At 44.3% G+C, this 19,484-nt stretch carries 16 protein-coding genes; 5 read left to right on the top strand and 11 right to left on the bottom strand.

From position 1 onward, the window contains the following. Nucleotides 1–110: 110 nt before the first annotated feature. From HCZ42_RS00965 to pflA, 3 genes are all read right to left on the bottom strand, one after another. On the bottom strand, nt 111–611 hold the full coding sequence (locus tag HCZ42_RS00965; RefSeq protein ID WP_167418923.1) for a YfbU family protein: 501 nt from the start codon (nt 609–611) through the stop codon (nt 111–113). Between the two features lie 125 nt (nt 612–736). Then, complete coding sequence (locus HCZ42_RS00960; protein WP_439848978.1) at nt 737–1,357, bottom strand: energy-coupling factor ABC transporter permease; 621 nt, start codon at nt 1,355–1,357, stop codon at nt 737–739. Between the two features lie 111 nt (nt 1,358–1,468). Further along, entirely contained in the window at nt 1,469–2,209 is a 741-nt protein-coding gene (gene pflA, locus HCZ42_RS00955; RefSeq protein WP_167418921.1) for a pyruvate formate lyase 1-activating protein, read from the bottom strand. 225 nt (nt 2,210–2,434) lie between these two features. Here pflA and HCZ42_RS00950 point away from each other — a divergent pair, with 225 nt between their 5' ends. Next, on the top strand, nt 2,435–4,315 hold the full coding sequence (locus HCZ42_RS00950; RefSeq protein WP_167418920.1) for a methyl-accepting chemotaxis protein: 1,881 nt from the start codon (nt 2,435–2,437) through the stop codon (nt 4,313–4,315). Between the two features lie 5 nt (nt 4,316–4,320). Here the strand turns inward: HCZ42_RS00950 and HCZ42_RS00945 are convergent, their stop codons facing one another. The 3 genes from HCZ42_RS00945 to HCZ42_RS00935 all read right to left on the bottom strand — a co-directional run bounded on the left by HCZ42_RS00945 (nt 4,321) and on the right by HCZ42_RS00935 (nt 9,560). After that, nucleotides 4,321–5,316 carry a lipid A deacylase LpxR family protein gene (locus tag HCZ42_RS00945; RefSeq protein WP_368484163.1) on the bottom strand — a complete coding sequence of 332 codons (996 nt, stop codon included), beginning with the start codon at nt 5,314–5,316 and terminating at the stop codon, nt 4,321–4,323. A 122-nt stretch (nt 5,317–5,438) separates the two neighbouring features. After that, nucleotides 5,439–7,715, bottom strand: a complete 2,277-nt coding sequence (pflB, locus tag HCZ42_RS00940; protein ID WP_167418918.1) for a formate C-acetyltransferase — start codon at nt 7,713–7,715, stop codon at nt 5,439–5,441. A 297-nt stretch (nt 7,716–8,012) separates the two neighbouring features. Beyond that, on the bottom strand, nt 8,013–9,560 hold the full coding sequence (locus HCZ42_RS00935; protein WP_167418917.1) for a DUF3360 family protein: 1,548 nt from the start codon (nt 9,558–9,560) through the stop codon (nt 8,013–8,015). A gap of 667 nt (nt 9,561–10,227) precedes the next feature. On the opposite strand from HCZ42_RS00935, the gene HCZ42_RS00930 reads away from it, so the two are divergent. The 4 genes from HCZ42_RS00930 to HCZ42_RS00915 all read left to right on the top strand — a co-directional run bounded on the left by HCZ42_RS00930 (nt 10,228) and on the right by HCZ42_RS00915 (nt 13,338). Beyond that, nucleotides 10,228–10,998, top strand: coding sequence for an ABC transporter ATP-binding protein (locus tag HCZ42_RS00930; RefSeq protein ID WP_167418916.1), 771 nt, complete (start codon nt 10,228–10,230; stop codon nt 10,996–10,998). Between the two features lie 66 nt (nt 10,999–11,064). Then, nucleotides 11,065–11,835: an ABC transporter substrate-binding protein gene (locus HCZ42_RS00925; protein ID WP_167418915.1), complete on the top strand. Its 771-nt coding sequence runs from the start codon at nt 11,065–11,067 to the stop codon at nt 11,833–11,835. Between the two features lie 81 nt (nt 11,836–11,916). Continuing rightward, nucleotides 11,917–12,657: an ABC transporter permease gene (locus HCZ42_RS00920; RefSeq protein ID WP_167418914.1), complete on the top strand. Its 741-nt coding sequence runs from the start codon at nt 11,917–11,919 to the stop codon at nt 12,655–12,657. A 3-nt stretch (nt 12,658–12,660) separates the two neighbouring features. Then, the gene (locus tag HCZ42_RS00915; RefSeq protein WP_167418913.1) at nt 12,661–13,338 is read left to right on the top strand and encodes an ABC transporter permease; all 678 of its coding nucleotides are present in this window, start codon (nt 12,661–12,663) and stop codon (nt 13,336–13,338) included. A gap of 202 nt (nt 13,339–13,540) precedes the next feature. Here HCZ42_RS00915 and HCZ42_RS00910 read toward each other — a convergent pair whose 3' ends face one another. From HCZ42_RS00910 to HCZ42_RS00890, 5 genes are all read right to left on the bottom strand, one after another. Next, on the bottom strand, nt 13,541–15,223 hold the full coding sequence (locus tag HCZ42_RS00910) for an aspartate:alanine antiporter (RefSeq protein WP_167418912.1): 1,683 nt from the start codon (nt 15,221–15,223) through the stop codon (nt 13,541–13,543). Nucleotides 15,224–15,466: 243 nt separating this feature from the next. Then, nucleotides 15,467–15,733, bottom strand: coding sequence for a GrxA family glutaredoxin (locus tag HCZ42_RS00905; RefSeq protein ID WP_010448562.1), 267 nt, complete (start codon nt 15,731–15,733; stop codon nt 15,467–15,469). A 268-nt stretch (nt 15,734–16,001) separates the two neighbouring features. After that, a complete protein-coding gene (locus tag HCZ42_RS00900; protein ID WP_053408385.1) occupies nt 16,002–16,856 on the bottom strand; it encodes a MurR/RpiR family transcriptional regulator in 855 nt (284 codons plus the stop codon). A gap of 285 nt (nt 16,857–17,141) precedes the next feature. Beyond that, the gene (panP, locus tag HCZ42_RS00895; protein WP_167418911.1) at nt 17,142–18,788 is read right to left on the bottom strand and encodes a pyridoxal-dependent aspartate 1-decarboxylase PanP; all 1,647 of its coding nucleotides are present in this window, start codon (nt 18,786–18,788) and stop codon (nt 17,142–17,144) included. A gap of 142 nt (nt 18,789–18,930) precedes the next feature. After that, nucleotides 18,931–19,443 carry a hypothetical protein gene (locus HCZ42_RS00890; protein WP_167418910.1) on the bottom strand — a complete coding sequence of 171 codons (513 nt, stop codon included), beginning with the start codon at nt 19,441–19,443 and terminating at the stop codon, nt 18,931–18,933. Nucleotides 19,444–19,484: the final 41 nt, after the last annotated feature.

The raw sequence follows: 19,484 nt of genomic DNA, 5'->3' as shown, positions 1-19,484 counted from the left end.
GTGTCTTTTTTGGCGAATGGTGAAGGGAATTAGAGTAAGAGTGCGATTTTTGGGATAGTCATGGTTATGAAAGTAAACAGGCCACCTTCTTTGGTGGCCTGCTTATTTATTTAAGCGTTAAAAATTTGTCTTAATTCATTTGCGCACAAGTGGTACTGTCGAGGGCAGTTACGCCACGTTGCTAGCATACGACGATATTTTTCTAACATCGGCATTTGTGCGTTGAAGTGGTGGTCTGCTTTATCAAATTGAGGATACAAACCTTCAGAGTCAGTAAGGAAGCGCACGTAGTTCACTAACTGACACTCTGTTGCGATATCAAAGCCTAGAAACTGTAGTCGACGTTGGTCTACATCTTTACGCTCAGCGTCTTCCAACATTTTGTTAGACTCTTGCATTGCATGGTACATTTCCATGATATCAATAACTTGTCTACATTCTGCGTCACTCAAACGACCAAAGTCTTTGTTCAGTTCGTTCATTTGTAGTTCGTAACCGCGCTCAACAATCGTTTGTAAGCGTTGGTATTTTGCTGCGTTTTCCGGATCCATCTGAGACATCAAGTAGTATTGGTTTGATAGGATCAGGCGTTGAGCATTGGTCATTTCCATGGTGGCCTCACTAAAAGAATCTAATACATTTTTAATGTGCTTAGGTTATCTGTTCAAGCGGGAGTGAAACATGATCTCAACACATATTTAATATGAAAAGCACAAAGATTCAGCAGAAAAACAGCCTATTTTTTGTGGTAATGGTTGTAGATATAGTCTCGGTCAGAGAAGACCCTTAGCCACTCCGGTTTAAACACTGAAAACATAGCTAAAGACATACCATTCAGCAAACCTTCGGGGAAGGCGAGCAGGGGAACAAATACCAAGTAGTTGTCGATAATTGTCGGCCAGTCGTAGGTTCCATGCCAAGCGATGTATAGGCTATTGAAAAGAAGGTGTGTACTGCCCGTTATTGCGCCATTGAAAAAACCGGCGACAAAGATAAAGACAAAAATATTGCGAGGTAAAAAACGGTAACTGAGGAGAAAAACCGCATAGCTAACCCAAATAGGTAACAAGCAAGAAAATAATAGATACTCAGGCAGTTGGCTGAACTCAATAGTGCCTATGATCGCCAATACAATGGAGATAACGATTGATAACGCATAAGCGCTTCGCCAGCCATACATAAGCGTTAAGGTGGTGAGGGCGAGGAAATGAATCGCCAAGCCTTCTTTTACGCTGGCTTGCGCCGACCACAGTGTGGTTAAGGCAAAAATGGCAGCAAAGGTTAGATGTTGAAACGTACGCTCATTTTTTAGCTTGGGTAGAAATACCTTGGTTACATCTTTCCAGATTGACCCCAGTGACAATAAAACCAAGACGAATGCAAACAACTCTTTGAGCAGCACGTTAACTCCAAAAAAATACCAGCCGATAACGACTGGTATTTTTTACGAAAAGGTAATGCGATGGTATCAGTATTTTACATTTGAGTGATACTGCTCAAGAATCGAAACAACTTTATCCATGGTTTCTTTGCTTGGAGGATTGACACCATCGAGTGGGTAATCATGGCCTAAGGCTTCCCATTTGTGCGCGCCCAGTTTGTGATAAGGCAATAGCTCGATCTTTTCGATGTTATCCATATCTTTAATAAACTCGCCAAGCATATGCGCTGCTTCTTCATCGTCGGTGTAACCAGGCACGACGACGTAACGAATCCAAGTTTTTTGCCCGATCTTATGTAAGTAACGTGCGAAATCTAACGTACGTTTATTCGATACCCCAATGAAGTCATGGTGAATCTCATCTTTCATGTGTTTGATATCGAGCATGACCAAATCTGTCGCATCCAGCACTTCGTCAATGACTTCTGTGTGCTTACGGATATAACCATTTGTATCTAGACAGGTATGAATACCTTCAGCTTGAGCCGCGCGGAAAAAGTCTCGGACGAATTCTGGCTGAAGCATTGCCTCGCCACCTGAACACGTCACACCACCACCTGATGCATTCATAAAATGGCGGTAGCTTTTTGCTTCACTAATAATTTCTTCAACTGTGACTTCTTTGCCAGCGTGAGTATCCCAAGTATCGCGGTTGTGGCAATACATACAACGCATTAGGCAGCCTTGCATGAAGACAATAAAGCGAATACCAGGTCCATCTACCGTTCCGCAGGATTCAAAAGAATGAATACGACCAGTTGTTGACATGTGCTCATCTCGTCTTAGTTATTTGCGTGTTATTTTATTACAAATGGTAGGGATAAAATAGGTTTTCTCGGCTTTGGTGGCAAGAAAACAGAAAATAAGAAAAATTAAACTTACGGACTAAAATTTATGTTATAAAAGTGTTAAATGACATATATAAGAATAACAAACAATGTTCACCGTCAGGCAAGGTGTTAAACATCTGATTGTTGCTGAAGGACGTTTTATATGGATATGCTTGCACTTTCGCAGAAACAGAAAGTCACACTGTTTTTGCTTGTATTGACGATAGGATTTGCTTCTCTCGCCTTTTTCACTTCTGAACGCTTGTCGCAAATGACAAGCCAATATCAAAGCAGTGCTGATATTGCGGCAGGATCGTTGTCAATCTATCAAACTCAAAGTCAAATTCTGACTTTAGGTGGTGAGCTTGATCGTATGACTGGTACTAAGGTGTCGGACACCCAGGTACGCATCGAGGAGATTGTTACCGCGATTAGCAAAGACTCACAGTTTTTGAGTCAGGTTGGGCTAGTCACTCAGGGAGAACAACTCTCCAGGAGTGTGGGTGACTTTAAACAAGCGGTATCGCCATGGTTGTCGATGAAACAGGAACTCGGATTCAGCATTGACGAGGGTAAGCTTGGACAATTAAAGCAACTCGCAACCATCATAGAGCAGAAAATCGCTGAGACAGGAATGGTGACATTGAACTCCGACTTTCAGGCGATGGTGAAAGCGCAGCAAAATTACCTACTGCAACCGACGGAAGAGAACCTGAAGCTGTTTAACCGGGCAATGGGTGCATTTGAAAGTATGTCGAATGTCTACGCAATGTTGGAATTGTACGAAAAAGAAATCGAGCAATACAAACAGACATTTCAAACTGTCAGTGACCTTTCCAAGCAGTTGACCTCGATTGAGCAAAAAGTAGCGGCAACGAAAGCAACTATGACGCAACTGATTGGTTCGATTACTGCTGAACTAGGCGGTATTAGTACTGAATATCAAAATGTTGCAGAGCGCTCATCCAAGCAGACCTTATGGTCGATTATGATTGCGTGTGTGGTACTGGCGGTTTTCACTATCGCAATCTTTGCGATGCAAAACGTTTCATTGTCACGTTCGCTCAATCGTACTAAAGAGATTTTGCATAGCTTGTCGAAAGGCGATTTATCGCAGCGTATGGAGCAAAGTCAAAATCCGAATGATGAGTTCAATCAATTAGCCGCGAGTATCAACCAGAGCAGTATTAACCTCGGTGAGTTGGTATCGGGGGTTCAGACGAGCAGTTTAGCGTTGAGTAGTAACGCGGTAGAACTCAATCAAGGCTTAGATAAACTCGCGCATCACCAGTCAGAAGTGTTGGGACAAACTCAACTACTTGCCTCGGCGACCGAAGAGGTCAGTGTCACGACTCAAGAAGTCTCTAACTCGTTAGAATTTGTCGCAGACATCAGCCGCTCTTCAACTCAGGCAGCAGAAGAAGGCGCGAAAGTGATTGGTTCAGCGATCGGTTCTTTAGAGGAAGTCGGGGCCATATTAACTTCAGCAGCGGGCCATATTAAGCAGTTAGAAGAAGCGTCATCGAAAGTTGACTCAGTGATGGACATTATCAATGGCATTGCCGAGCAGACTAACTTATTGGCGTTGAACGCGGCAATTGAAGCGGCAAGGGCCGGTGAGCAAGGGCGTGGTTTTGCCGTCGTTGCTGATGAAGTACGCAGCCTTGCGGTAAGAACAGTTGATGCCGTTTCTGAGATTTCCGGCACTATAGATACGATGAAAAAAGAGAGTGCAGAGGTCATTCAATACATAGGACAATCTGAGTCGTCAATGAACACTGGTCGTGAACGAGGACATGAGGCGATGGAGGCGCTTAAGCTCATTACAGAAAAAGCGGATGAAGCGTCTCACCAAACCGAGGTTATTTTTACCTCAATTAAAGAGTTGGCGACGACCAGCCAGTCAATGGCAGACAACATGACGCAGATTTCATCTGCAATGAAAGAGTTAGAAGAGAACAATGAACTCCTTCGCAGTATTAGTGGTGTTGTAGAACAGCGCTCTGACAGCCTCAATAAAGACTGCCAGAAGTTTACTATTTAGCGCAATCAGAAAAACGCATATAGAGAAAGACTACCCGTACCGTAAACAGACTCCGGCGCGTGTTTATAATCTGGAGTTTTCACGGTGGCACTTAACGTAGCACCAAAGCTGTGACTATAGATTGCGAAGCCTGCCACACCTGATGCTTGCAGATTTTGCAGCGATACATCGTAGGCATCGGGGTTCGAAATTGATGGGTTGTCCTCGATACCTGGACGGTCACCTTCCACAGTAAAGTCGTTAAAGCGATAACGACCTTCGACACCCGCGTATAAGAACCAGCCTGATTTTGAGGCACCTAACATGCTTGCGCGAAACGGGTTTTCATTGTCGATGTTTGCAGCGCCCATGCTTCCTGCGAGATCCGCTCCCCAGCGCAACATGAAACCAGTAGACACATCAGAGCGGAAATTACCAACATTGACCTCGGAGATGTTTGAGATTTCCCAATCGGTATTAGCGATAGAGCGGATACGAGCAATGTTGAAGTGACTTAGATAACCCACGCTACCGATAAATTTATCTTCTACTTGGTATTCCCAACCATTCGGTTCATCAGAACCCGTGATACCGTGCACAATGTTTTGCGCTTCGTCAGCGAGAGAGCTCTCACCTGTTGTACCCAGCGTTAGGTTAAATCGTTGTGCCTGCTGCGGGTGTAAGCTGATGTAATTGAACTCGGTATGTAAGTAGCCTGCGTATGGACGGTCATTGATGAGGGGTTCTTTTGTTTCAATATCCGAGGGAGTATACATCTTGTGCCCAAGAGCGAACTCGAACTTATCTAAAGACGCTCCGCCCCAGTAAGACAGGCTTAGGGGGCTAAAGATAGGGTATGGATTAATAGCGCCGGTGGCAAAGTTAAAAAATACGCCATTGGTGTAGTCTTGGTCAACGCCGAACACACCGTCATTGTCCAAGGTAAATGAGAGCGTGGCACGCTCTGACGCAAAAACATTAAGCGACAATAGGCAAAGAGGTACCAAGTGAATCGGTTTTATTTTCATTATGTTACTGCAAAAGAAGGAGAGTCGGTATCAATGTAGCAATTAGTATACCGTTGTTCCAGACCCGAACAAAAAAAGCCCCGCTTATGCGGGGCTTTTTCAATAATTGACTGAGATTATAGAGACTCAGTGAATGTACGTGCGATAACGTCTTGCTGTTGTTCTGCTGTTAGCGAGTTGAAGCGTACAGCGTAACCAGATACACGGATTGTTAGCTGAGGGTATTTCTCAGGGTGCTTAACTGCGTCTTCTAGAGTTTCACGGTTAAGAACGTTAACGTTCAGGTGTTGACCGCCTTCGATGCCAGCTTCGTGGTGGAAGTAACCATCCATTAGACCTGCAAGGTTAGCGCGTTGAGAACCTTCATCTTTACCTAGTGCGTTAGGTACGATAGAGAATGTGTAAGAGATACCATCTTGAGCATCAGCAAACGGTAGTTTAGCTACTGAAGTCAATGATGCTACTGCACCTTTCTCATCACGTCCGTGCATTGGGTTAGCACCTGGTGCAAATGGAGTACCTGCACGACGACCATCTGGAGTGTTACCAGTCTTCTTACCGTATACCACGTTTGAAGTGATCGTTAGGATTGACTGAGTTGGGATAGCATTACGGTACGTATTCAGTTTACGGATTTTGCCCATAAATACGCTAACTAGTTCACAAGCGATGTCATCAACGCGAGCATCGTTGTTACCGAATTTAGGGTAATCGCCTTCGATTTCGAAATCGATCGCTAGGCCGTCTTCATCGCGAATTGGTTTTACTTTTGCGTACTTGATTGCTGATAGTGAGTCAGCTGCAACAGACAGACCTGCAATACCACATGCCATAGTACGTTTAACATCACGGTCATGTAGAGCCATTAGTGATGCTTCGTAGCTGTACTTGTCATGCATGTAGTGAATTGAATTTAGTGCAGTCACGTATTGCTTAGCTAGCCAGTCCATGAAGTGGTCCATTTTTTCCCACAGTTCATCGTAGTCAAGATACTCACCAGTAATCTTGTCCATTTTCGGACCAACTTGAAGTTTTAACTTCTCATCAATACCACCGTTGATGGTGTATAGCATTGTCTTAGCAAGGTTTGCACGAGCACCGAAGAACTGCATTTGCTTACCAACAACCATTGGAGATACACAACAAGCGATAGCGTAGTCATCAGACTCCATATCTGGGCGCATCAGGTCGTCGTTTTCGTACTGGATAGATGAAGTATCGATAGATACTTTCGCACAGAAACGTTTGAAGCCGTCAGGTAACTGCTCAGACCAAAGTACAGTGATGTTTGGCTCTGGAGAAGGACCCATAGTGTATAGGCTGTTTAGGAAACGGAAGTTAGAACGCGTTACTAGCGTACGACCGTCAAGACCCATACCACCCATAGATTCTGTAGCCCAGATAGGGTCGCCAGAGAATAGTTCATCGTACTCAGGAGTACGTAGGAAACGAACCATGCGTAGTTTCATTACGAAGTGGTCGATCATTTCCTGAGCTTGTTCTTCAGTGATCTTGCCTGCGGCGATATCACGTTCGATGTACACGTCTAGGAAAGTAGAAGTACGACCTAGAGACATTGCCGCACCGTTTTGAGACTTAACAGCGGCTAGGTAGCCGAAGTAAGTCCACTGGATAGCTTCTTGTGCCGTTTCAGCTGGACGACCGATATCGAAACCGTATTTCGCAGCCATTTGCTTGATTTGACCAAGAGCACGGTGCTGCTCTGCAATTTCTTCACGAAGTTGCATAGTCATATGAAGGTCTTCGCCGTTTTCAAACTTCTCTTGTAGAGAGTTGAACTGAGCAAGTTTGTCCTTCATTAGGAAGTCGATACCGTAAAGTGCAACACGACGGTAGTCACCAATGATACGACCACGGCCATAGGCATCTGGAAGACCAGTTAGTACACCAGATTTACGGCATGCAAGGATGTCTGGAGTGTAGATATCGAAAACACCAGCGTTGTGAGTTTTACGATATTCAGTGAAGATTTTCTTAACTTGAGGATCAAGCTCACGATCATATGCCTTGCACGAACCTTCAACCATACGGATACCGCCGTTAGGGATGATTGCACGTTTAAGCGGTGCTTCAGTTTGAAGGCCTACGATTGTTTCAAGGTCTTTTTCGATGTAGCCAGCATCGTGAGCAGTGATGGTAGAAATAACAGAAGTATCAAAATCAACAGGTGCGTGAGTCGCGTTTTCCTGTTTGATACCTTCCATTACTTTAGCCCAAAGCTTATTGGTCGCTTCAGTACCTTCAGAAACTAGGAAAGATTCGTCGCCTTCGTACGGTGTGTAGTTCTTTTGAATGAAATCACGAACGTTTACTTCGTTTTGCCAATCACCTGCAGCAAAACCTTCCCAAGCTTTAGCAAATTGCTCTGCCATGACATACCTACCTTTTTAGTAGTAAAAACACGTACCTGTCAGACCGTTGAGCCAGTCAGACTCCCATTACTGGTTTGGTACACTCTTAATGAATAACAATATGTATAGTCTTAAAACCCAATCACCGAAAGCAGTCATAAAAACATAGATATTGTTACTGTCTTTAAAGCTAAATCCCTCAACTTGATTATTAGGATAAATTAAAAAAAAATTGCAAACCTTAAACTAAATCAATAAATCTTCAAAAGTTGCAATAAAATTTGGGTGGCATTGACGCCACCCAAACGGATTTCTCTATTATAGCCAAGCTTTGATGCCATATTGGCTTTCTAGCATACCAACTGCAAGCATAGCAACCAAACAGATAACAAAGACACCTACTGGGATTACTATCTTGTCAGCGAAAGAGAGGCGAGATGCACGTTCTTTATCACCAATCAGACCGTTGTTATCTAGGAACATGGTTAGTGCCCAAGCAAGTACAGGGTTTGCTACCACTGATGCAAAGATACAGATACCTGCAGCTTGTGAATCTTTCGTATCACGCACCATTTGCATACCCGCTTCTAATAAAGGAAGGAATACACCAACCAACAGAGCAACACGCATAACTGGTGGCCATACCGCTACGTCCATAGGGAAGCCAAGGATAGCAACGATGATACACAGCGTACCTAGAACAATTGCACCTGCAGGGATTGGACGTTTCGCGATAGCAGCTGGGATCATGTAAGTACCCCAAGACGAAGTAATGTTACCACCGCCGACTGCTGTACCAACCATCTGACGGATAGAACACATGGTCATGGTGTCATCTACGTCCATCAGTACTTTTTCAGTTTTACGCGGGTAGTTTAGCTCTTGGAAGATACGGTGGCCCAAGAAGTCAGGAGACCACATTGCTACCGCCAGAATCGCAAATGGGAGTGACGCAATAAAGTGCTCTAAGTTTGGTAGGCCAAGTTGCCAACCTTGCTCAGTGCTGCCCCACCAGTAAACAGGGTTTAGGTTTGGTAGACCCATTTCTGTTTCAAACTGAAGGTCAAAACCTGTGCCAAGTACTAGGGCAACTAGTAGGCCAGTGAACGCACATACCGGGATGGCAAGCCAACGCATGTTGATTTTCGCCAAGAATGCGTAGATCGCGATAGTGATGCCTAAAACAATCAGGCCAACATAGCCCATGCTGCCAGCTGCAATATCTGCAGACTGAAGACCAGTAGCCCAAGACTGAATCGAACCGATTTGGCTCATGGTACCGGTGAAGCCCAAGAAGATAAGTAAGCCACCTGCGGTACCTTCCGAGGTGAGGTTAACCAGCTTGGAACCACCTTTAAAGTAACTTAACAGCAGACCGAACACGCCAAGTAAAATGGCAAGAGCAAGAGGGTGGGCACCTGCAAGGGCAATTGAACCGATCAATGGGATCATTGGTCCGTGGTTACCTGCAAGGTTGGCGCGTGGGTTAAAGATACCTGAAGACAGAATACAGAAAAGAAGGGCAGGGATAAGCATTTCTACTCGAGCAACTTCTATCGCAAACTCTTTTCCAAGGTTTACGTGATCCCAAGCGGCTGAAAGACCATCAGCCCAAGACATCATAACCGCTGAGTACATTGCGATGATGCCGATGGTACCTGCTAAAGCGGGTACTAAGTCTTCTAATTCGAAACGGAAATCTCGACCAGGAAGGTTTAGACCAAAGCGGCGAGGCTTCATGATCTGTAGTTCGTGGTCAAGGTAATCACTGCGGCTGGCAAACTCAGAGGCCGGGCGGTGCAGCTCTTGATAACTCTTATTCTCTATATCCGAATCAGAGTGCGATTTGTTGACTGCGTCTGACATAGATTCCTCATATATTAAAAAAGTTAATGAATCTTTATTGAATCGTCATTAGTTATTGTGCGGTGACGATCTCTAAAACCTTTTTAGCGTCCTGCTTGTTGGTCCATAAGCACTCATCTGTGGCTCAAACCCTACGTGCTAAAGATGAGAAGCGAAAAGAAACTAAAACTTGCGTAATTTAGGCTTATTCTTTGGGGCGAGTTTAGCTTGCTAACCCTAAGGAGTGATTGATTTAGATCACTATATGAAAGAATGTGAAAGAAAACTACACAACAAGCGTCGCATGTCGAGATAATAGCAATTTTGTCTGAAATAAATTTACATAATCAGGTTGCTATGAAATTAAGTTAATAATAAAACGCCAAAAATAGAAGAAGATAAATTGAATATTGAGACAGATCTTATTTTTATAAAAATGTAAAATTCATTTTCAGGTTAAGATATCGGTGTTTGAACCGTTTTATGCGTGATTAAAAGAAAAAACAACTGAAAAGTGAATGTATAGTCATATAATATGGCTAAATATCCTCTGTTTGTAGGTTAATAATTTGTTGCATGTTATAAATTGTAGTGCTAGTTTGTATCGCAATGTAGGTGGAGACCTGCAACAAACCCACCATCAAAATTCGAAAATAGTGGGACAAAATAATAACAGGGAGTTAGGCGCATGAATGAAGTACCAGCGCTAGATATAAAAGAACTACACAAAACTTTCGGACAAAATGAAGTCTTAAAGGGCATTTCACTAGAAGCCCACAAAGGGGACGTCGTTTCAATTATCGGGTCATCAGGATCGGGTAAAAGTACTTTTCTTAGATGCATTAACCTTCTCGAAACTCCAACCGCTGGCGAAATCTGGGTGAATGGTGAGCTCATTCAAATGAAGAATAACCGCCAAGGGGAGGCTGTACCCGCAAACGAAAAGCAAGTACAACGAATCCGTTCTCGTCTTGCGATGGTATTCCAAGGTTTTAACTTATGGTCACACATGACGGTATTGGAAAACGTCATTGAAGCACCTGTGCATGTACTTGGTGTGCCTAAAGCACAGGCAATTGAAAACGCTGAAATGCTGTTAAAAAAAGTGGGTTTGTACGAACGTAAAGATTACTACCCAGGTCACCTTTCAGGTGGTCAGCAACAACGTGCGGCGATTGCAAGAGCGCTCGCAGTAGACCCAGAAGTTATGTTATTTGACGAGCCAACTTCCGCACTTGACCCGGAATTGGTTGGTGAAGTCCTTGGCGTTATGCGTGACTTGGCAGAAGAAGGCCGTACCATGCTGGTGGTGACACACGAAATGGCGTTTGCCCGTGATGTATCAAACCACGTTATGTTCTTGCACCAAGGTTTGGTTGAAGAGCAAGGTCATCCTTCAAAGCTATTTACTAACCCAGATTCGGAACGCTTAAAACAGTTCGTATCATCTATTTACTAGTCGCAAACCAACAATAAGCGGCAAACACAACATTAATCGAAGTATAAAAATCACAGGAGTATGGAAATGAAAAAGTGGTTATTAGCAGCAACATTAGCAGCAACAGCAGTGACAGGCGTTGCCCAAGCGAAAGAATGGAAAACAGTTCGTTTCGGTATTGAAGGCGCTTATCCTCCATTTAGCTGGACAGAAGGTGACGGCTCTCTGAAAGGCTTTGACGTTGACATGGCCAACGCACTTTGTGAAGAGATGCAAGTGAAGTGTAAAATCGTAGCACAAGATTGGGATGGTATCATTCCATCTCTATTAGCCCGCAAATACGACGCAATCATCGCGGCGATGTCAATTACTGAAGAGCGTAAAAAGAAAGTCGATTTCACTGGTAAATACGCACTTATCCCAAACAAGTTCATCGCGAAGAAAGGTGCTAACCTAGATTTCGATAACCTAGACGGTCAAAAAATCGCGGTTCAACGTGCAACGACTCACGACAAATACCTAACTGATAACTACGGTGACAAAGTAGAAATCGTACGTTACGGCTCTTTTGATGAAGCTTACCTAGACCTAGCAAACGGCCGTGTTGTCGCTGTACTGGGTGATGCATCGGCACTGGAAGAAGGTGTTCTAAACAAAGAAGGTGGCGAAGGCTACGAGTTTGTTGGTCCTTCTCTAACTGATCCTAAATGGTTTGGCGACGGTTTTGGTATTGCGGTACGTAAGCAAGACAAAGACCTGACTGAGAAGCTGGATGCTGCGATTCTATCTCTACGTGACAAAGGTGTTTACCAAGAGATTGCTGCACGTTACTTCAAATACGATGTATACGGCGAGTAAGTCGTAATTAAGCGACCGTTGGCTTGTTCCTAGAAGTAGCTAACGGTCGATCTTATGAGTTTAGGGATTAGGAACTCACCTATGCTAGATCTAAAAGGATACGAAGCCTCTATTTTAAAAGGGGCCATAGTCACTATCGAGGTGGCACTACTATCATTACTGCTGGCGGTAATCTTAGGCATGCTTGGCGCATTAGCAAAAATGGCTCCTTATCGTTGGGCCCGTGCTATTGCAACACTCTACACAACGGTTATTCGTGGTATTCCAGACCTCGTTCTGATGATGCTTATCTTCTTTGGTGGTCAGATTCTACTGAATAACAGTCTTTATTCCATCAACGAGTCACTTAATGAATGGTTCGCTTCGAGCGACCCTAACCATGAGTGGGTCTCTTACCTACCCGATTATATCGACGTTAGCCCTTTCATTGCTGGTGTATTGACGATTGGGTTTATCTTTGGCGCGTACATGGCTGAAACTTTCCGTGGTGCGATTATGGCGGTTGATCGTGGCGAGCTCGAAGCTGCTAAGGCGTACGGAATGAGTGCGACATTGTCTTTCCGCAGAATTTTGCTTCCGCAGATGATTCGTCACGCATTACCTGGCTTTGGTAACAACTGGTTAGTATTGCTTAAAACAACCGCACTGGTTTCGATTATTGGCTTAGAAGATATGGTACGTGTCAGTTCATTAGCTGCTGGCTCAACTAAGATGCCATTTACCTTCTACATGGTTGTCGCCATTATTTTCTTATTGTTTACCAGTATCTCAACGGGCTTATTGAAAGTCGTTGAACGTAAATTCAGTATTCACGCGAGGTAAGTTATGGACTTTTCATTGATTGTAGAAAGTTTACCAATTTACCTTGATGGTTTGTGGACAACGGTTTGGCTGGTTGGTTTGGCGTTAGTTATTGGTCTGAGCGTCGCGATTCCTCTGGCTGTGGCGAGAAATAGTCACAACTTCTTTATTTCAGGACCTAGCTGGGCGTTTATTTACTTCTTCCGTGGTACACCTTTGTTGGTTCAGCTGTATCTGATTTACTACGGCATGGATCAGTTTTTCCCAGTAAAAGATACACTTTGGGAAAATGCTTGGTTCTGTGCCTTGGTGGCATTCGTGTTAAATACCTCTGCGTACACTGCGGAAATCATTCGCGGTGCGATCAACGGTTTGCCGAAAGGTGAAGTCGAAGCGGCAAAAGCGTATGGCATGAGTAAGTTCGCAACGTATCGTCGTATCATTTTACCGAGCGCATTGCGTCGCGCTCTTCCGGTATACAGTAACGAAGTGATCTTTATGCTTCACGGTAGTGCGGTCGCGGGTATTGTTACTATCTTGGATCTTACTGGCGCAGCGAGACTGGTTAACTCTCGCTATTACGCACCGTTTGAGTCGTTTTTAACTGCTGGTTTGTTCTATATGGGACTGACATTCATCATTCTGTGGTGTTTCAAACATGCAGAAAAGCGATTCCTTGCGTATTCTCGTCCTCTAAGTTAAGTGAAACGGCACCGAAAGGTGCCGTTTTCATCTATATTTTTCATTCGCTACCGAAAGCTCAATAACCCGCTCCAAGGGTAACTACTCTAACTCGTTGTTTTATTAGACTTCCTGCAATTACCGGTATTAGTGTAAGAAGCACGAATAAATCAGCAATACCACTGTGCATGCCGTTATGGTTAATAGCAATGAGTCTAGGTGGTCAGCTCAGAATTATGAGAACGGTACCCGTCAGCGTCATCAAGATGTTGGCGATAGCGTAAGTACCTGCATATCCCAAAGCTGGAATCGTCGACTTCGCGTAGTCGTTCACGATATCCATTGCAGGTGCACAGGTTCTTGCACCAATAATCGCACCAAACAGCAGAGCACGGTTCATCTTTAGAACGTATGCACCAACCAAGTATGCAAGCGCAACTGGAACCACACTGACCAAAAATGCTAAACCAAGGACTTGTGGACCAACTTGGGAAAGGTGCTCGAACATCTTGCCGCCTGCGCTTAAGCCGATGCCTACCATGAAGAACATCAACCCTAGGTCTTTAACCATGTTCAGCGCGCCTTGAGGAACGTAACCAAAAGTCGGGTGGTTGGCACGTAAAAAGCCAAGTGTAATCCCTGACAGCAACAGACCGACCGCATTACCTAAGCCAAACGACATCTGGCCAAACGTCATGGTGATCAAACCGAATAACAAGCCAAGTATAAAGAAGCTACAAAACGCTAGAAGGTCGGCCATTTGACTGTGGATTGAAATGAAACCAATACGTTCAGCAAGGCCGTGAACGCGACTTTTCTCCCCGCTCACTTGAAGCACGTCACCCTTCGCCAATACGATGTCTAGATCCATCGGCATTTCAATCTGAGCTCTGACTACTCGATTAAGGAAACAGCCGTACTCAGAAAGGTTAAGGTCAGACAGACGCTTACCAGCAATGGCGTCGCTTTTTACCACGATCTCTTCTTCGACAATGCGTAGGTCAAGTAGGTTGCGGTCAAACACTTCTTTGCCGTTTCTGAAGCTAGGGTCAAGACGAGCGTGACTATCTGGGAAACCGACGAGTGCGATTTCATCACCTTCTTGCAAAATAGCGTCACCATCTGGGTGGGCTAGGATACCGTTGCGGCGAATACGCTCGATGTAGCAACCAGTCTGGCGATAAATACCCAGCTCACGTAGGTTTTTACCGTCGATCCAGTTAATTAACTCTTGGCCTACACGGTATGCGCGAATGATAGGTAAGTAGACCTTACGTTGGCCCGAATTACCTAAACCGCGCTCTTGCGCGATTTGTTGTGCCGAATCAGACAGATTGTGTTTTTGCAGCTTAGGCATCAATTTAGCAAACATAATCATGCTGATTAAACCGACCAAATACGCCATCGCATAACCAACCGAAAGGTTCTCCAGTACTAACGTAAAGTCCATACCGCGCGGGACTTCAGCTAAGCCGGATGTTAATGCGTCTTGGGCACCTACCAACACCGGTGTCGACGTTAACGCACCTGCCATCATGCCGGCAGAAAGCCCGAATCCTAAGCCGAAGTAATGACTAGCAAAATAGGTGATCATCAACGCAGTCGAGAGAACCACCATACTTAAAATGAAGTAGTGCTTGCCATCACGGAAGAAAATACCGAAAAAGTTCGGTCCAGCTTCTATACCTACGCAATAAATGAATAGCATGAAACCAATAGTTAATGCGTCTGCGTTGAAGGCAAAGCCGAGGTGGCCCATCACGAGAGAGGTCAGCAGTACGCCGATGGAATTACCTAACTGGAGGTTGCCAAAGCGGATTTTGCCAATGGCGAGACCAATGGCGAGAACCACAAAAATAAGAAGGATAGGGTTTTGCTCGAGTAAAAGTACGACGTCGATGTTCACAGGGCAGTTCTTGTTCTGTGTCGGGAGAATGTATAAGTGGGCGAATTGTATCTGAATGCTACAAAATGAATAGTGAAATTTTTTAGAATTTACTATTACTTTACGTAGGTCAATTATAAAGCACCATTTTAGCCGCTATTGGGGGGCTGTGTGCTAAATAACGAATAGCAAAGACGTTTTCTCTGGTGTTCAAGAGACAAAAAAGCCGCATAAAGCGGCTTCTTAAAAATATTAGGCTGGCGATTACTCGTCAAATAGACCTAGGTGCTCTTTCGCATATGCTTCGAAATCGTCACAACCACCGATGTGCTCTTGGTCGATAAAAATTTGAGGAACAGTTTCTACTGGTTTACCTACAGTTTTCTCAAGGTCAGCTTTTGAAATGCCTTCTGCGTGAATATCTACGTAGCGGTAGTTGAAGTCATCACGTTTCGCTTTTAGCGTTTCAGCGTGTTCTTTTGCACGAACACAGAATGGGCAAGCTGGGCGACCAAAGATAACTACGAACATATGTCTTTCTCCTTTATTTTGTTAGTTGCCACTATGCCCGATCCAGTGGCGGAAATAAAGAAGCATTTGGCACTTGTTCCGATAGAGAAAACCTATTGATGAAAATTTGCACTTGCTGCGCTAAGAAAGAGAAATGGTTGCCGTGGTATTGGTAGGGGAGTGGGGCGAAAGCTGGGAGTTTTTTATCCTCAACGACAAGAGAAGTCAGGCGTTTTAAGACAAAAAAAGGAGCAAATTATTGCTCCTTTTCTTTTAACGATTTCGATGTCTAAAACTGAGATAGCTTGTCGTAGCGAGAATCTTTCAGTGCGTCTTTTACGCGCTTAAGGTTCTCACGGAAACCCGTACCACGACGCAGAGTAAAGCCTGTTGCCAATACATCGATCACCGTCATCTGAACAACGCGACTTGCCATTGGCATGTACACGTCGGTGTCTTCTGGTACGTCTAGAGAGATCGACAACGAACTCGCTTTATCCAGTGGTGAGTCTTTTGCTGTAATCGCAATAACAGTTGCGCCGTTTTCACGTGCTAAGTTGGCGATCTCAACTTGGCTCTTAGTGCGACCAGTATGAGAAATCAGCACGATCACGTCGTTGTCTGTACAGTTAATGCAGCTCATTCGTTGCATCACGATGTCTTCAAAACAAGTAATTGGAATATTGAATCGAATAAACTTGTTTTGTGCATCTTTAGCCACCGCAGAAGATGCTCCTAAGCCAAAGAAAGAGATGCGTTTTGCTTGAGTCAGTAGATCAACCGCTCGGTTAACCTGCATTGGGTCCAAGCTATTTTTCGCCACGTCCAAGCACGCCATTGTCGATTCGAAAATCTTATGCGTGTATGCGTCTGGCCCATCATCTTCTTCAACGTTACGGTTAACGTAAGGAGTACCATTCGCCAAGCTTTGAGCTAGGTGAAGTTTAAAGTCCGGAAAACCTTTTGTATCCAGGCGGCGGCAAAAACGGTTAACAGTAGGCTCACTTACATCAGCCATTTTAGCCAGTGTAGCGATACTAGAGTGAATAGCCGTCTGAGGAGAGGCCATTATAACTTCAGCGACTTTACGTTCGGACTTACTGAAGTTCTCTAGATTTTTCTGAATTTTTTCTAATGTGTTCATAGTGTTCACGAGGGTATAGAGAACATCTCACTGGATGTACCAATCGGATTAATTCGAGAGAAAACAAGATGTTTCCTAAAAGGTACTCTCAATCCAGCGCCATTGAGTCAGTATAAACCTAAGGCAAAGGTTTACTATAACTTTTCTCTGCTTAATTTAATGAGAATATGACAAGCCTCAAACTAAATTTTATGAAAACTACAAAAAACCGCACCAATAGGCGGTTTATTGTGAAGATTGAGACGAATATTTTTGGTCAAATTACAGTTCTAGAGAAAGAAACTTTCAACTTGCGTTGATTTTCTCGGCAACTTGTTCGATTTTGCCCATCAAGTTTGGTGCTTGTGCCGCGATGCGTCTTTGTTCTTCCAGTACCGAACCAAGGATATCTTTGCCGGTTAACGGGTTGGCAAGCACAACACGAAATACGATGGTGTTTAATCTATCTAAATGAATCGGGTTCAAGCGTGTGCGCGATACAAATGACTTACCCGTTTCACGCTGACGTTTTTGGATAAACTTCGTCAATTCATTCAACAGTTCGTTGAGTTCTGCTTTTTGCTCTGAATTACCTGCCATCAGCGCTTGTCGAATATGTGCAGGTAAGTAGCGGTATGTCAGAAGACACAGCTCAGGCTTAGAAACCAGTTCGAAGTCGGGTTGAGCTTCGATTAACTCGGCAAAGTATTTGGCCTTTTCGATACTCTGATCGATGAGCAATTCGTAGCCCGGGCGACTAATGATATGCATTGCCGCATAAACCAGCATCGCCATGCCAGAGCGAGAACCTTCCAGTGTATGGCTACCCAGGTCTTTAGAGCCTTTACGCAGAATGTATTGTGCGTGATGTTCAATCGACTTCATAGCTTCGGGGTCTTTAAACAACACCATGCCAGCACCCATTGGGATGTAAAGCTGTTTATGTGCGTCGATTGTTACCGAATCTGCCAATTCAGTTCCAGCTAGAAGATGACGATAGTTGTTTGACATCAACGTCGCGCCGCCCCAAGCTGCGTCTACATGGAAGTGACAGTCTTCTGCTTGGCAGATAGCCGCCATTTCTTGAAGAGGGTCAATTGTTCCGGTTTCAGTTGTACCGGCAACACCAATCACTGCGAATGGTTTGATGTTTTGCTGCTTAAGTTCAGCGATTTTTTCTTTTAGCGCAGCGGGACAAATACGGTTGTCGTTATCGGTCTTGATCGCTACCAAACCTTCTTGGCCAATACCCAGAACGTCCGCCGCTTTCTTCAATGAGTAGTGTCCGCGCTCAGAAACCAGTACCGCTAATCCTTCGTAGCCGTAGTGCTTCATTGCTTTGAATAGGCCTTCCTTTTCAACGCCTTTAAACTCACCCTGAGCTTTCAGTGCATTATTACGCGCGACCCAAAGTGCCGTAATGTTTGCGATGGTACCGCCTGAGCAGAAAGCGCCAAGTGAGTGATTAGCACTGTGCATCCACTGAGCGTAGAAAGTATCGTCACGTTGATAAATCAGACGATGAAGCATGCCGATCACTTGACGTTCAAGCGGAGTAAATGCTTTTGAAGTCTCGATTTTGACCAAGTTTTGGTTCAACGCGATCATGATTTTTGACAGCGGCATCAAAAAGTAGGGAAGTGCCGACGTCATATGACCAATAAAGCTTGGTGCAGAGGTATGAACCGAGTGAGATACCAACGTATCAAGCAGGTGTTGAGTGTGGTCTGAAACAAACTCAGGTTGCTCTGGAATCGAAGCGTTGGAGAAGTCTTTCTCTATCTCTAACAGCGGCTTTTCTTCTGCGACGATGTGTTCGCGAAGAAACTGGTTAAGATTGCGAGAGAGTTTTTCTTCGATTTGGGTTAGCGTTGAGTCTGGCCCTTCAGGTACTGTGAAGATTCGAAGTAAGCTCTCGAAGTTCACATCAGCCGTTCTATGTTCAGATACCATGCAGCTATATTGCTCTAATCATTTTTGTTGCAGGCTCGACAATCTAAACGAAAACGGGAACAAAGTCCCGTCTTTAATTATCGAATCTTAGTTTTACCTAAGTGAAGCTTGTTTAGCTATCCCGTAAAGTTCTTGTTACCAACTATTGACAGGAAATCGATTCTAACTCTTTGATCGATTGATTGTAGCGCTTAAGTGCTGAGTCGATTTTAGTTGGGTGGCTAAGTAAATCTGCAAACGCTGAGCGTAACTCGTAGTTCTTTTCATGTGGTTTGGATTGGCGATCATTGAACGTCACTTGTGCAATTTGACCAAGCTCATCGCTACGGGACGCGAGAGTTTTAATGTCTTTCTGCTCAAGTTGCAGCCAAGCTTCTACTGGTTGTTCAGTTGCGACTTTGGTTGCGTCTTTATCTAAGTAATAGTGCACCGCGGCGCGGTTTAGTTCGAAATGGTTTTTTCTGCCTTCCAAGAACCACTCGCTCACTTCTTTAAGATCTGGGTATTGCTCGCTAGTCAATTTGGTTAGGTCTTCATACCAATGAAGTGAGGCATCGATATATGCGTCGTATTTCTTGGAAAGACATGCGTTGTCTGCTGCGGCAACCATGGAAGACGAAGCACCTAGCAAAAGTGCAACAATTAGGCGTTTCATAATGAATCCTTTTGAAGAATAGTTATTATATGGGCTGTATA

The sequence above is a fragment of the Vibrio hepatarius genome (assembly GCF_011806575.1).
Lineage (GTDB): Bacteria > Pseudomonadota > Gammaproteobacteria > Enterobacterales > Vibrionaceae > Vibrio > Vibrio hepatarius_A.
Note: the sequence above shows the minus strand (reverse complement) of the source record. Positions and strands in the feature narration are given on the sequence as shown.